General features: G+C 71.6%; 9 protein-coding genes and 1 pseudogene. 7 read left to right on the top strand and 3 right to left on the bottom strand.

All coding sequences use genetic code 11. The features are described 5' to 3' along the window. Positions 1 to 37: 37 nt before the first annotated feature. A complete protein-coding gene (locus tag LNK82_RS25900; protein ID WP_230569597.1) occupies positions 38 to 730 on the bottom strand; it encodes a FadR/GntR family transcriptional regulator in 693 nt (230 codons plus the stop codon). A gap of 71 nt (positions 731 to 801) precedes the next feature. Between LNK82_RS25900 and LNK82_RS25895 the strand changes: the two genes are divergently transcribed. From LNK82_RS25895 to LNK82_RS25875, 5 genes and pseudogenes are all read left to right on the top strand, one after another. Continuing rightward, the gene (locus LNK82_RS25895; RefSeq protein ID WP_230569596.1) at positions 802 to 1,530 is read left to right on the top strand and encodes a (Fe-S)-binding protein; all 729 of its coding nucleotides are present in this window, start codon (positions 802 to 804) and stop codon (positions 1,528 to 1,530) included. Then, positions 1,527 to 2,924 carry a LutB/LldF family L-lactate oxidation iron-sulfur protein gene (locus LNK82_RS25890; RefSeq protein WP_230569595.1) on the top strand — a complete coding sequence of 466 codons (1,398 nt, stop codon included), beginning with the start codon at positions 1,527 to 1,529 and terminating at the stop codon, positions 2,922 to 2,924. The genes LNK82_RS25895 and LNK82_RS25890 overlap by 4 nt, the downstream gene beginning before the upstream one ends. 506 nt (positions 2,925 to 3,430) lie before the next feature. Next, positions 3,431 to 3,760: pseudogene (locus LNK82_RS48635) on the top strand (LutC/YkgG family protein); the annotation flags it as partial. Positions 3,761 to 3,923: 163 nt separating this feature from the next. Then, on the top strand, positions 3,924 to 7,511 hold the full coding sequence (metH, locus tag LNK82_RS25880) for a methionine synthase (protein WP_230569594.1): 3,588 nt from the start codon (positions 3,924 to 3,926) through the stop codon (positions 7,509 to 7,511). Between the two features lie 151 nt (positions 7,512 to 7,662). Further along, entirely contained in the window at positions 7,663 to 8,046 is a 384-nt protein-coding gene (locus LNK82_RS25875) for a hypothetical protein (protein WP_230569593.1), read from the top strand. 119 nt (positions 8,047 to 8,165) lie between these two features. On the opposite strand, the gene LNK82_RS25870 is transcribed toward LNK82_RS25875, so the two are convergent. Beyond that, positions 8,166 to 9,194: an aldo/keto reductase gene (locus tag LNK82_RS25870; protein WP_230569592.1), complete on the bottom strand. Its 1,029-nt coding sequence runs from the start codon at positions 9,192 to 9,194 to the stop codon at positions 8,166 to 8,168. Positions 9,195 to 9,306: 112 nt separating this feature from the next. Here LNK82_RS25870 and LNK82_RS25865 point away from each other — a divergent pair, with 112 nt between their 5' ends. Both LNK82_RS25865 and LNK82_RS25860 read left to right on the top strand, forming a co-directional pair. Beyond that, positions 9,307 to 9,903 (top strand): TetR/AcrR family transcriptional regulator, encoded by a 597-nt coding sequence (locus LNK82_RS25865; protein ID WP_230569591.1) that lies wholly within the window; start codon positions 9,307 to 9,309, stop codon positions 9,901 to 9,903. A gap of 161 nt (positions 9,904 to 10,064) precedes the next feature. Then, complete coding sequence (locus LNK82_RS25860) at positions 10,065 to 11,054, top strand: methyltransferase (protein WP_230569590.1); 990 nt, start codon at positions 10,065 to 10,067, stop codon at positions 11,052 to 11,054. A gap of 86 nt (positions 11,055 to 11,140) precedes the next feature. On the opposite strand, the gene LNK82_RS25855 is transcribed toward LNK82_RS25860, so the two are convergent. Beyond that, positions 11,141 to 14,230 carry an efflux RND transporter permease subunit gene (locus tag LNK82_RS25855; protein WP_230569589.1) on the bottom strand — a complete coding sequence of 1,030 codons (3,090 nt, stop codon included), beginning with the start codon at positions 14,228 to 14,230 and terminating at the stop codon, positions 11,141 to 11,143. Positions 14,231 to 14,464 lie beyond the last annotated feature (234 nt).

Genomic DNA, 14,464 nt, shown 5'->3' with positions numbered 1-14,464 from the left:
GGTTCCCGGGGGCCGGGCCGGTCGCGTCCTCGACGGTTCAGGCGTGCCGGGCCCACTCGCGGTGGAAGCCTTCGACGTGGCGGGTGACCCTCGTGGCGGCCAGCTCGCCGTTGCCCGCCTGGACGGCGCGCAGGATCGACCGGTGCTCGCGGCGCAGCCGCACGGCGGTCCGCGACCAGTCAGGCAACGCCTGCACGGCGTCCAGCACGGTCCGGTGGATCGCGTCGCGCAGCGCCGCCATGATCGCGGTGTTCACCGCGTTGCCCGCGGCGGCGGTGAGGGCGACGTGGAAATCCGCGTCGAGCAGGTGGAACGCGTCGGCGTCCAGGTCGGGGGCGTCCATGAGGGTCAACAGCTCGGCGGCCCGCGCCAGGTCGGGGTGGTCGGGACGGACCGCCGCCGCGCGCACGGAGTGGCTCTCGATCATCACCCTGGTGCCGACGAGGTCGGCCATCGGCAGCCGGCGCGTGGCCAGGTGCAGGCGCAGGGCCGCGCCGAGCCCGCCCGCCGGGTCGGCGATGACGGTGGTGCCCGCGTCCGGACCCGACCCGACGCCGCTGCGCACCACGCCCATCGCCTGCAGCACCCGGATCGCCTCGCGCACCGTGGCCCGGCTGACGCCGAGGTCCTCGGCCAGCTTGCGCTCGGCGGGCAGCTGCTGCCCCACCCCGAGCCGGCCCGCGCTCAGCTCCGCCTCCACGTGCCGCAGCACCGCGCCGTACCCGGACAAGGGAACACCTCCGCCATGTGGTCTGACCACAGTCCTGGTGTGGTCAGACCACACAGTCTAGAGTCGCGGCGGTGAGAGTCGCGCTGTTCGTCACGTGCCTGGTCGACGGCCTGTTCCCGGACGTCGGCAAGGCCACCGTCCGACTGCTGGAACGGCTCGGCCACGAGGTGGTCGTCCCGCCCGGCCAGACCTGCTGCGGCCAGATGCACGTCAACACCGGCTACCCCGGCCAGGCGATGCCCGTGATCCGCAACCACGTCGACGCGTTCGAGAACGCCGACGTGATCGTCGCGCCCTCCGGGTCGTGCGCGGGATCGGTGCGCCACCAGCACGCCGACGTGGCCCGCAAGCACGGTGACGCGAAGCTGGCCGAGGCCGCCGCCGCGACCGCCGCGCGCACGTACGAGCTGTCGGAGTTCCTCGTGGACGTCCTCCAGGTCACCGACGTGGGCGCGTACTTCCCGCACCGGGTCACCTACCACCCCACGTGCCACTCGTTGCGCGTGCTGAAGGTGGGAGACCGGCCGTTGCGGCTGCTCCGCGCGGTCGAGGGCATCGACCTGGTGGAGCTGCCGTCCGCCGAGACGTGCTGCGGTTTCGGCGGCACGTTCGCGGTGAAGAACTCCGACACCTCCACGGCCATGCTCGGCGACAAGATGAGCGCGGTGCTGAGCACGAAGGCCGGTGTGCTCACGGCGGGCGACTCGTCGTGCCTGATGCACATCGGCGGCGGCCTGAGCAGGCTGCGCAGCGGCGTCCGACCGCTGCACCTGGCCCAGATCCTGGAGCACACGCGATGACGACGTTCCTGGGCATGCCCGCCGGTGGCGGGAACCTGACCGGCGAGCCGTTCCCGAAGGCCGCGCGCGCGGCCCTGGGCGACGCCCAGCTGCGCCGCAACCTCGCCAAGGCGACCTCCACGATCCGGGCGAAGCGCGCGGACGTGGTCGGCGAGCTGCCGGACTGGGCGCAGCTGCGCGCGGCGGGCGCGGCGATCAAGGACGAGGTGCTGGCGAACCTGGACGAGCACCTCGTGCGGTTCGAGGAGGCGTTGACGAGCCGGGGCACGCACGTGCACTGGGCGCGCGACGCCGACGAGGCCAACCGCATCGTCTCCGACCTGGTGCGCGCGACCGGCACGCGCGAGGTGATCAAGGTCAAGTCGATGGCCACGGTCGAGATCGGGTTGAACGAGGCCCTGGCCGACATCGGCGTGCACGCGGTGGAGACCGACCTGGCCGAGCTGATCGTGCAGCTGGGCAACGACAAGTCGAGCCACATCCTGGTGCCCGCCATCCACCGCAACCGCACCGAGATCCGGGAGATCTTCCGGCGCGAGATGCCGGGCGTGGACCCGGACCTGACCGACGACCCGCGCGCGTTGGCCGAGGCGGCGCGCAAGCACCTGCGGCACAAGTTCATGACGGTGGACGTGGCCGTCTCGGGCGCGAACTTCGGCGTGGCCGAGACCGGGTCGCTGGTGGTGGTCGAGTCCGAGGGCAACGGCCGGATGTGCCTGACGCTGCCGCGCACGCTGATCAGCGTGGTCGGCATCGAGAAGCTGGTGCCGACGTGGCGTGATCTGGAGGTGTTCCTGCAACTGCTGCCGCGTTCGTCGACCGGTGAGCGGATGAACCCGTACACGTCGGTGTGGACGGGGCCGACCGAGGGGCAGACCAGCCACGTGGTGCTGGTGGACAACGGCCGCACGGCGACGCTCGCCGACCCGGACGGGCGGGCGGCGTTGCGCTGCATCCGGTGCTCGGCGTGCCTGAACTCGTGCCCGGTGTACGAGCGCACCGGCGGGCACGCGTACGGCTCGACCTACCCCGGCCCGATCGGCGCGGTGCTGTCGCCGCAGCTGACCGGCGTCGACCGCAATCCGACGCTGCCGTTCGCCTCGTCGTTGTGCGGTGTCTGCTACGACGTGTGCCCGGTGGCGATCGACATCCCGTCGATGCTGGTGCACCTGCGGGAGCGGGTCACCTCGTCGAAGCGGACCACGCCGGAGTCGACGGCGATGCGCGCGTTGGCGTGGGCGATGTCGGACGCGCGGCGGTGGCGGCGGCTGGTGCGGTTGGGCCGGTTCGGGCGGGTGGCGAGCCGGCACGTGCCGCTGCCGGGGTGGTCGACGGCCCGCGACCTGCCGGAGCCGCCGAAGGAGACGTTCCGCGACTGGTGGGAGAACCGGTGAGCGCTCGTGACGAGGTCTTGGCGAGGGTGCGGCGGGCGAAGGGTCCGCGTGAGGTGGCGCCGGTGCCCCGTGACTACCGGGCGGCCGGCACCCGGGGGCCGGGTGATCTGGAGCTGTTCGCCGAACGCCTGCGCGACTACCGCGCCCTGGTCCGCGTGGTGGCCGCCGACGAGGTGGCCGGAGCCGTCGCCGCCGCCCTGGCTGACCGGGGCGCGCGCCACGTCGTGACCGCGCCCGGCACCCCGCCCGAGTGGACGGCCCAGTGGACGGCCGCGTGGGTCGGGTCGTCGGCGGAATCGGACGCCGCAGGCGGGGCTGGGCCTGGAAGCGAGGGTGGACCGCAAGCCGGGCCGGGCATCGAACCAGCCGGAACCGGGGTCGAACCGGAGGCCGGACCTGCGACGGGACCGGGCGACCCCGGGCCGGAACCGGGCGGGCAGGGGTCGGAGCACGCGGAATTGTCGGACTCCAGCGGTAGAATCGAATCAAGGGTTCCCCTTGGCGGGGACGCGCGCGAAGCGCTTCGCGAAATCGTCGAAGCGGCCGACGCCGTCGTCACGGCCTGTCACGTGGCGATCGCGGAAACCGGCACGATCGTGCTCGACCACGACGCCGCCGACCAAGGCCCCCGGGCCCTCACCCTCGTGCCGGACTACCACCTGGTGGTCGTGCGGGCCGACCAAGTCGTGGCCGGCGTGCCGGACGCGGTGGCGGCGTTGGCCGGGGTGCGCACCCAGACGTGGATCAGCGGGCCGTCCGCGACCAGCGACATCGAGCTGGAACGCGTCGAAGGCGTGCACGGGCCGCGCACGCTGGAGGTCGTGATCACGCGCTGAAGCACCGGTGATCGTGTTCTCACCCTATGGGCGGATCCGCCCACGATCGCGTGGTTCGCTAGGATCGGACTCCCGATCGAGAGGCGCTGCAACGGGCGACGAGCCCGCCACGCTCGGCCGGGGCTCGACGATCCGAAGGGCGCCTCCCAACCTGGGAGGCCGCGTGTCGGAAAACGCCCTGCGAGAGCTGCTGGACCAGCGCGTCGCGGTGCTGGACGGCGCTTGGGGCACGATGCTCCAAGCCGCCGGGCTCACCCCGGCCGACTACCGCGGTGACCTGCTCGGCGACCACACGCACGACGTCACCGGTGACCCGGACCTGCTCAACCTGACCCGCCCGGACGTCGTCCTCGACGTCCACCGCCAGTACCTGGCCGCGGGCGCGGACATCACCACCACCAACACGTTCACCGCGACGAGCATCGCGCAGGCCGACTACGGCCTGGAGAAGCTCGTGCGCGAGATGAACGTGCGCGGCGCGCAACTCGCCCGCCAGGCCGCCGACGAAGCGGGCGGCCGGTTCGTGGCGGGCTCCGTCGGCCCGCTCAACGTCACGCTGTCCCTGTCGCCGCGCGTCGAGGACCCGGCGTACCGGACGGTCACGTTCGACCAGGTCAAGAACGCCTACGCGGAGCAGATCGAGGCGCTCGCCGAGGGCGGCGTCGACCTGCTGCTCATCGAGACGATCTTCGACACGCTCAACGCCAAGGCCGCCGTCGCCGCGGCCCGCGAGGTCGCGCCCCACCTGCCGCTGTGGATCTCGGTCACCATCGTGGACCTGAGCGGGCGGACGCTGTCCGGGCAGACCGTCGAGGCGTTCTGGAACTCCGTCGCGCACGCCGAGCCGCTGGTCGTGGGCGTGAACTGCTCACTGGGCGCGGCCGAGATGCGACCGCACGTCACCGAGATGTCCAGGATCGCCGGCACGTACACCGCGAGCCACCCCAACGCGGGACTGCCCAACGCGTTCGGCGGCTACGACCAGACCCCGGAGGAGACCGCGGCGCTGCTGCACGGCTTCGCCGAGGAGGGCGTGGTCAACATCGTCGGCGGCTGCTGCGGCACGACGCCCGAGCACATCGCGCGGGTCGCGGCGGCCGTCAAGGACCTGCCGCCGCGGTCGGTGGCGGGGGTGCCGGACCGGACCAGGTTCAGCGGCCTGGAGCCGTTCGAGATCAGCGCGGACACCGGGTTCGTGATGATCGGCGAGCGCACCAACGTGACCGGGTCGGCGAAGTTCCGCCGGCTGGTCGAGAGCGACAACTACCAGGCGGCGGTGGACGTCGCGCTGGAGCAGGTGCGCGGCGGCGCGAACCTGCTCGACGTGAACATGGACGCCGACCTGCTCGACAGCGAGCGGGCGATGACCACGTTCCTCAACCTGGTCGCCACCGAGCCGGAGATCGCCCGCGTCCCGATCATGATCGACAGCTCGCGGTGGAGCGTGCTGGAGGCCGGGCTGAAGTGCGTGCAGGGCAAGGGCGTGGTCAACTCGATCAGCCTCAAGGAGGGCGAGGAGTCGTTCCTGGCCCAGGCCCGCCGCATCCGCGACTTCGGCGCGGGCGTCGTGGTGATGGCGTTCGACGAGCTCGGCCAGGCCGACACCGCCGAGCGCAAGGTCGAGATCTGCGCCCGCGCGTACGACCTGCTGACGCAGAAGGCCGACTTCCCGGCCGAGGACATCATCTTCGACCCGAACGTGCTCGCGGTCGCGACCGGCATCGCCGAGCACAACGGGTACGCCAAGGCGTTCCTGGACGCGATCCCGCTGATCAAGCAGCGCTGTCCGGGCGTGCGGATCAGCGGCGGCATCTCGAACCTGTCGTTCTCGTTCCGCGGCAACGACACCGTGCGCGAGGCGATGCACTCCTCGTTCCTGTTCCACGCCGTGCGCGCGGGCCTGGACATGGGCATCGTCAACGCGGGCCAGCTCGCGGTCTACGAGGACATCCCCGCGGACCTGCTGGAGCTGGTCGAGGACGTGCTGTTCGACCGCCGCCCGGACGCCACGGACCGGCTGGTGTCCTTCGCCGAGACGGTGGCGAGCTCGGGCACCAAGCGCGTGGTCGACCTGGCGTGGCGCGAGGGCCCGGTGGCCAAGCGGCTGGAGCACGCGCTGGTGCACGGCATCGTCGACTTCATCATCGAGGACACCGAAGAGGCGCGGCTGGTGGCCGAGCGCCCGCTCGACGTGATCGAGGGTCCGCTGATGGACGGCATGAAGGTCGTCGGCGACCTGTTCGGCGCGGGCAAGATGTTCCTGCCGCAGGTGGTGAAGAGCGCGCGGGTGATGAAGCGCGCGGTCGCGCACCTGGAGCCGTACATGGACGCGGAGAAGGAAGCCTCCGGCTCCACCCGCGGCAACGGCAAGGTCGTGCTGGCCACGGTGAAGGGCGACGTGCACGACATCGGCAAGAACATCGTCGGCGTGGTGCTGGGCTGCAACAACTACGACGTGGTCGACCTGGGCGTGATGGTGCCCGCGGCGAAGATCCTGGACACCGCGATCGCCGAGGGCGCGGACGCGATCGGCCTGTCCGGGCTGATCACGCCGTCGCTGGACGAGATGGTGTCGGTGGCGGCGGAGATGCAGCGGCGCGGGATGAAGCTGCCGCTGCTGATCGGCGGCGCGACGACGTCCCGCCAGCACACGGCGGTCCGGATCGCGCCCGCGTACGACCAGACCACCGTGCACGTGCTGGACGCGTCACGGGTGGCCGGCGTGGTGTCGGCGCTGCTCGACGAGGAGCGCGCCGAGGAGCTGGCCGCGGCGACGCGGGTCGAGCAGCAGCGGTTGCGCGAGGAGCACGAGAACCGGCAGAGCACGCCGTTGCTGACGGTGGAGCAGGCGCGGGCGAACGCCGAGGTGGTGTCGTTCGAGGAGCTGCCGACGCCCGCGTTCACCGGGCTGCGGGTCGTGGAGCCGTCGCTGGCCGAGCTGCGCGAGATGATCGACTGGACGTTCTTCTTCCTGGCCTGGGAGCTCAAGGGCAAGTTCCCGAAGATCCTGGAGACGAACCCGGCCGCGCAGGAGCTGTTCGACGACGCGAACGCGATGCTCGACCAGATCATCGCGGACGGCTCGTTGCGGGCGAAGGGCGTGTACGGCTTCTGGCCCGCGCACTCCGAGGGCGACGACATCGTGGTGGACGGGCGGCGGCTGCCGATGCTGCGCCAGCAGACGCGGAAGCCGGCGAGCAGGCCGAACCGGAGCCTGGCCGACTACATCGCGCCGGCGGGCGACCACCTGGGCGGGTTCGCGGTGGCCATCCACGGCGCCGAGGAGCTGTCCGGGCGGTACGAGCGGGAGCAGGACGACTACAAGTCGATCATGGTGAAGGCGTTGGCCGACCGGCTGGCCGAGGCGTTCGCCGAGCACGTGCACCTGCGGGCGCGGCGGGACTGGTTCGAGCCGGACGCCGACCCGGCGCTGGAGGACCTGCACGCCGAGCGGTTCCGCGGCATCCGGCCCGCGTTCGGCTACCCGGCCAGCCCCGACCACAGCGAGAAGCAGGACCTGTTCGCGATGCTGGAGGCCGAGGAGGTGGGCCTCGCGTTGACCGACTCGTTCGCCATGACGCCGGCGGCGGCGGTGAGCGGCGTGATCTTCGCGCACCCGGAGGCCCGCTACTTCACCGTGGGTCGGATCGGCCGTGACCAGGTGGTCGACTACGCGCGCCGGCGCGGCATGCCGGTCGCGGAGGTCGAGCGCTGGCTCCGGCCGAACCTGGCCTACGAGCCCGGCGCCTGACACCGCGACAGAGCCTGCGCGAATGCACGATCAACGGATCAACAGTCCCTCGTCGGAGTCCGTCGCATTCACACCGACGAGGGACTGCCAAGCGCCGACGGCATGGCTATCGTCACCTTCGGGACCGTAAAAGGATCCCGAAGGGGGAGCTGTGAATAAGAATTCTCTGGCCGCATGTCTCGGCGCGCTGATCGTTTTCGTCATGATGGCGTTGGTGCCGTCCTCCGCGTCCGCGGCGTCGACGGCCGCGCCGGCGCCGACCGGCCACGCGGTGGACCGGTCGGACGTGCCCGCGTGTTACGTCACACCCAAATCAGGCGTGAGCGGCGTGAACGTCCGCTTGCGCACCAACGACGACTCCACGCGCCTCGGCATCATCCAGCCCGGACAGCGCGCCGCGGCGTCGTGCGACGCCACCTCGGGCAGCAGCTACACCGCGTGCGGCGGCACGAGCAGCTGGTGGATCCAGGTGCAGTGGGACGGCCGCACCGGTTACGTCGCCCACCTCTGCGTGGACTGGTACGAAGAAGTCTGATCCCGCCAACCGACAATCGACGGTCCCGCACATGAAGAATGGTGCCGCCCTCTTCTCCGCGAACGAGGGCGGCACCATCGCGGGAATGAATCGGAAATCGACCGGAGAAGAATCGCCGGTCAGGCGGCGGAGCGTTCCTCGGCCGGGCGGCGGCGCAGGCGGGCCTGCTGCACGGCGGGCGTGCGGTAGTCCATGTCGAGCGCACCGACGCCGGTGCCGGGCGGCACGATGGCGTCGATCCGGTCGAGCACGTCGTCGTCCAGCACGGCGTCCGCGCCGGCGAGCAGGTCGTCCAGCTGCTCCGTGGTGCGCGGGCCGATGATGGCGGACGTGACGCCGGGGTGGGCGATCGCGAAGGCCATCGCCAGGTGCGTCAGGGACATCCCGGCGTCCTGGGCGACGGGGATGAGCTGCTCGACCGCGTCGAGGCGGCGTTCGTCGGTCATGTGCTTGAAGCCGTAGCTCGCGCGCTTGCCCTCGGCCTGCACGCCCTTGCGGTAGCGGCCGGTGAGCAGGCCCTGCGCGAGCGGGCTCCAGACGAGCGTGCCCATGCCGTAGCGCTCGCAGACGGGCAGCACCTCGTTCTCGATGCGCCGGTCGAGGATCGAGTACGGCGGCTGTTCGGCGCGGAACCGCGCCAGGCCGCGCCGTTCGGCCACCCACTGCGCCTCGACGATCTCCGAGGCGGGGAAGGTGGAGGAGCCGATGGCCCGGACCTTCCCGGCCCGCACGAGGTCGGTGAGCGCCGACAGCGTCTCCTCCACGTCGGTGTCCGGCGCGGGCCGGTGGATCTGGTAGAGGTCGACGTGGTCGGTCCGCAGGCGGCGCAGCGAGTCGTCCAGGGCGCGGACCAGCCAGCGCCGCGAGTTGCCCTGGCGGTTCGGGTCCTCGCCCATCGGCAGGTGCGCCTTCGTCGCCAGCACGACGTCGTCGCGCCGGCCCTCCAGGGCCTTGCCGACGATCTCCTCGGACTCGCCGTGCGAGTAGATGTCGGCGGTGTCCACGAAGTTGATGCCCGCGTCCAGTGCCTTGTGGATCATGCGGGCGGAGTCGTCGTGGTCGGGGTTGCCGGCGGCGCCGAACATCATCGCGCCCAGGGCGTACGGGCTGACCTTGATGCCGGTGCGGCCCAGCGTGCGGTACTTCATGGTTCTCCTCGTGCGTTGGCGGGTGCCCGGCGCAGCGCTACGCTGACACAAACGGAACAACGTTCGACTTCGACAATACGGAACGTTGTTCCGCTTAGCAAGGAGGGGTGCCGTGAGCGAGGAAGTCGACGCGGGTGTGACCGAGGAACGGCCGGGCAAGCGCGTGCGCGCCGACGCCCGGCGCAACACCGACGCGCTGCTCAGCGCCGCCGCGGAGGTCTTCGCCACCTCGGGCGTGGACGCGCCCGTGCGCCAGATCACCGCCAAGGCCGGCGTGGGCGCGGGCACGCTCTACCGCCACTTCCCGCAACGCTCGGACCTCATCGCCGCGGTGTTCCGCCACGAGGTCGACGCCTGCGCCGACGCCGCGCCCGTGCTCGCCGCCCAGCACGAGCCGCTCGAAGCGCTGGTCAAGTGGTTGCAGCGCTTCACGGGCTTCATCGGCACGAAACACGGGCTCAGCGCCGCCCTGCACTCCGGCGACCCGGCCTACACCAGCCTGCCCGCCTACTTCCAGGAGCGCTTCGTGCCGGTCCTGCGCGGTCTGCTCGACAGCGCGGCGCGGGCCGGCGAGGTCCGCGCCGACGTCGACCCGTACGACCTGCTGCGCGCCACCGCCAACCTGACCCTGCCCGCCCGGGAGGACGACGGCCACACGCAGCGGATGGTCGGGCTGCTCATCGACGGCCTGCGCTTCGGAGCGCGCTGACCGGTCAGAACCGCGCGTGCCCGGCGCGGGTCGGTGGTACCGCACGACAGAAGGTGCACCCGGTCGCCGCCCCCGTCGAGGATGGCGGAGGAAAGCCAACCGGCGGCGACTGGAGTGAATTCGTGGACAGCAGCGGTGCAGCAAATCCTTCCGACAGGGAATTGGCCGGTATTCGCCTGTTCGACGAGATGTTGGGCTACGTCTACTCCGCGGCGCTCCGGGCCGCCGCCATCGCGGGCGTGGCCGACCACCTCGTCGACGGCCCGAAGACGCCGGCCGAACTGGCCGCGGACACCGGGACGAAGGAGGACCACCTGTTCCGCGTGCTCAGGTTGCTGGCCATGCGGGGTGTGTTCCGGGAGGACGACCACGGCCGGTTCGAACTGACCCCCGAAGCCCACCTGCTGCGCACGGACGCGGAGGGGTCGCTCCGGGCGGCTGTCGTGACGTTCACGGACAAGGCGTTCTGGGCCTCGCACGGCGAACTGGTCGAGAGCCTGCGCAGCGGGAACCCGAGCTTCGACCACGTTTTCGGCACGTCGTTCTTCGAGTACTTCCGGGACGTGGCGTCACCGGAGGTCTTCTACTCCGGGATGCAGGCGAAATCCGACTCGGAGAACCCGTCCATCATGCGCAACTACCGGTTCCCGCCGGGCGCCACGGTCGTCGACGTCGGCGGCGGGTACGGGGGTTTGCTGCTGGACGTCCTGCGCCAGGACCCCAGCCTGCGCGGCATCCTGCTCGACCTCGGCGAGCACGTCGTGTCCGACCACCGGTTGGGCGAGCTGGGCGACGACAGCCGCTGGGAGCTGGTCGCGGGCGACTTCTTCGAGGAGTGCCCGCCGGCGGACGTGTACCTGCTCAAGCACATCATCCACGACTGGAACGACGAGCAGTGCGTGCAGATCCTCCGCAACTGCCGCAAGGCCATGTCCCCCGGTGGACGGGTGCTGGTGCTGGACGCGGTGATCCCGCCGAAGAACGCCCCGCACACGGGCAAGCTGTACGACATCGTCGTGATGTCCCTGCTCCCCGGCCGGGAGCGGACGGAGGAGGAGTTCAGGGCGCTGCTGGCCAAGGCCGACCTCGAGGTGACGCGGGTCATCGACACCGGGTTCGTCGCCTCGATCGTGGAAGCCGTCGCCCGCTGACGGCCGCTGCCGGCGCCTCCCGAATCGTGAATCGGGAACGCCCCGCCGCCCGGTGTGGACGGCGGGGCGTTCCCGGCCCCACGAGCTCAGACGCCGACCGGCTCCCGGTCCTCGACCGGCTGCTCGGCCTTGCGCGCTCGGCGACGTTCCTTGCGGCCCTCCACCATCGAGTACAGCGTGGGCACCAGCACCAGGGTGAGCAGCGTCGAGCTGATCAGGCCGCCGATCACCACGATCGCCAGCGGCTTGCCGATGAACGCGCCCTCGCCGGTGATGCCCAGCGCCATCGGCAGCAGCGCGAAGATCGTGGCCGCGGCCGTCATCAGGATCGGCCGCAGCCGCCGACGTCCACCCTCGACGACCGCCTCGCGCACCGGCATGCCGTCCCGCCGGTACTGGTTGACCAGGTCGATCAGCACGATCGCGTTGGTCACCACGATCCCGACGAGCATCAGCATGCCGATCAACGCGGGCAGGCCGAGCGGGGTGCCGGTGAGCAGCAGCAAACCGATCGCGCCGGTCGCCGCGAACGGGATGGACACCAGCAGGATCAGCGGCTGCACCAGGCTGCGGAACGTCGCCACCATGATCAGGAACACGATCGCGATGGCCGCGAGCATGGCCAGCCCCAGGTCGGCGAACGTCTCGGCCTGGTCGGCGCTGACGCCGCCGATGCTGTGCGTGGCGCCCGCGGGCAGGTCCAGCGCGTCCAGCCGCGACGTCAGGTCCGCCGTCACCGCGCCCAGGTCGGACCCGGTGGCCTTGGCCGACACGGTGGCGCTGCGCGCGCCGTCCGTGCGCCGCACCTGCACCGGACCGTCCACCACGGCCACCTCGGCGACCTGGCCGAGCGTGACGCCGCCCGGTAGCGGCAACGCGCGCAGCGCGGCCACGTCGGTCGGCGCGGTGCCCGTGCGCAGCAGGACCTGCTGCGACCGGCCGTCGATCGGCAGCTGCCCCACCGGCACGCCGCGCAACGCCTGCGCCGCGAACTGGCCGATGGTCTGGCCGCTGAGCCCGCGGGCCGCCGCGGCGGCCTGGTTCACCGTCACCTGCACGCGAGGCGCGCTCACCGACAGGTCGTCGGTGACCTCGCCGACGCCGGGCGTGCCGGACACGACCTGCCGCACGCGGTCGGCCGCGTCCCGCAGCGCCTTCTCGTCGGGCGCGGTGACCAGCACGTCGATCGTGTCCGAGCCGAAGCCGGACGCCGCCGCGCCGAACGCCACTTCGCCGGCGCCGGCCGTGTTCTTCAACTGCTCGGTCAGCCGGTCCTGCAACGCCTCCAGGTCCGTGCCCTCGCGGACGGTGGCGCGCACGCTGGTGTCGCCGTCACCGCCGACGCCGAACGCGGCCAGGCTGTTGTCCGTGCCGACGGTGACCTGGTAGGTCTCGACCTCCTCGGTCTCCGCCAGCACGCCTTCGAGCTTGCGCGCCGCGTCGTCCCGGGCGGCGAGGCTGCTGCCCGGCGGCAGCTTCTGGCTGCCTTGCAACGCGGTGCCGCCCGCGTTGTCGATGAAGTTGGTCTCCAGCGACCCGGCCAGGCCGAGCGTGCCGCCGAAGATGAGCACGGCGATCACCAACGTCACCCAACGGCGCGTGGTCGCGAACTTGAGCACCGGCACGTAAGCGCGCTGCAACGGGCTGCGCTTCTCCTTCTCCAGCACCGCCTCGCGCGCCTTCGCCGCCTCCTCCGGGTCGGTCGGCACGGCCGGGCGCTTGAGGAACCAGAACGCCAGCACCGGCACGATCGTCAGCGACACCAGCAGCGAGGCCAGCAGCGCCACCGTGACCGTGATGGAGAACGGCCCGAACAGCTCGCCCGCGATGCCCCCGACGAACGCGATCGGCAGGAATACCGCCACCGTGGTCAGCGTGGACGCGGTCACCGCGCCCGCCACCTCGCGCACGCCGTCCAGCACGGCGCGTTGCTTCTCCTCGCCGTACCCGAGGTGCCGCTTGATGTTCTCCAGCACCACGATCGAGTCATCCACCACCCGGCCGACCGCGATCGTCAGCGCGCCGAGGGTGAGCAGGTTCAACGACAGGTCGCCGGTGTAGAGCGCGATCAGCGCGACCACCACGGACAGCGGGATCGACACCGCCGTCACCAGCGTGGACCGCACCGACAGCAGGAACAGCAGGATCACGACCACCGCGAACAGCAGGCCGAGCAGGCCCTCGGTGGTCAGGCCGCTGATCGCCTTCTCCACCTGCGGGCCCTGGTCGAACGCGACGGTGAGCGTGGAGTCGGCCGCCTCGCCCCACTCACCGAGCTTGTCGCGGACCTGCCGGGAGATCTCGACCGCGTTGCCGTCGGCGGTCATGGTGACGCTGACGCCCAGCGTCGCCTCGCCGTCGGTGCGGGTGAGCACGGTCGCCGCCTCGGGCGCGGACTCGACCCGGGCCACGTCGCCCAGCTTCACCGCGCCCGTGGGCGAGGCGAGCAGCAGGTTGCGCAGGTCGTCGACGGTGCCGACGGGGCTGCCGACCTGCACGGTCAGCGTCTTGTCCGCATCCGGCACGGTGCCCGCGGGCATGACCGCGCCGGCCGTGGTCAGGGCGGCGGTCAGCGCCTGGGGGTCCACCCGGGCCGCGCCGAGGCGGGCGTAGTCGACGGTGACGCTGACCTGGCGGTCGCGCTCACCGCTGACCCTGGCCTCCCGCACGCCGGGGATGGCCTCCAGGCCGGGCACGACCTCGGCGCGCAGCCGGGCCGCGGCGGCGATGTCGTCGTCACCGGAGGTCGCGGCGAGCGCGATCACCGGGATGTCGTCGGTGCTGCCCTGGGCGACGGTCGGCTCCACGCCCTGCGGCAGGCGCGGCTGGAGCCGGTTCACCGCCTGCTGCATCTGGGCCACGGCGGCGTCGATGTCGGTGCCGTAGGTGAACATCACCTGCACGGTCGCGGAGCTCTCGGCGGAGCGGGTGAACACCTGCTCGACGCCGTCGACGCCGCGCACGGCCGACTGGATGGGCTCGGCCACCTGGCTGTCCACCAGGTCCGGCGACGCGCCCGGGAAGGGCGCGATGACCACCGCGGCGGGCAACTCGATGGACGGGAAGAGCTGCTGCTTGATCGAGGGCAGCGTGAACACACCGAAACCGATCACGAGCAGGCTGAGCAGCCCGACGAGACTTCGGTTGGCCAGGCTCAGCCGAGCCAGCACGGACATCGTGGGAATCTCCTTGGTGAGCGGACCGGCCGGCAGGCGACTGCTCGGGGTACCGCGGGCGGATGTGCGAACGCTGGCACACCCCACCTGAGAACGGGCTCAGACATGGGTTGACCGCACCCCCGCCGAACCGGCTCTGACCTGTGCGAACGGCGAGCGTTACAAGATCGCGCGGGCATGGTGATCTTTGTCACGGAGACCGGGGACGCGTGTCCCCGGCCTCCTGCACCCACG

The sequence above is a fragment of the Saccharothrix luteola genome (genome assembly GCF_020859565.1).
Classification (GTDB): domain Bacteria; phylum Actinomycetota; class Actinomycetes; order Mycobacteriales; family Pseudonocardiaceae; genus Actinosynnema; species Actinosynnema luteola.
This window is presented reverse-complemented; position numbering and strand designations above follow the sequence as displayed.

Excerpts from the sequence above, each read along its gene's own strand:
- LNK82_RS25890 (WP_230569595.1), top strand. The coding sequence starts at position 1,527 with ATGACGACGTTCCTGGGCATGCCCGCCGGTGGCGGGAACCTGACCGGC.
- LNK82_RS25870 (WP_230569592.1), bottom strand. The coding sequence starts at position 9,194 with ATGAAGTACCGCACGCTGGGCCGCACCGGCATCAAGGTCAGCCCGTAC.
- LNK82_RS25855 (WP_230569589.1), bottom strand. The coding sequence starts at position 14,230 with ATGTCCGTGCTGGCTCGGCTGAGCCTGGCCAACCGAAGTCTCGTCGGG.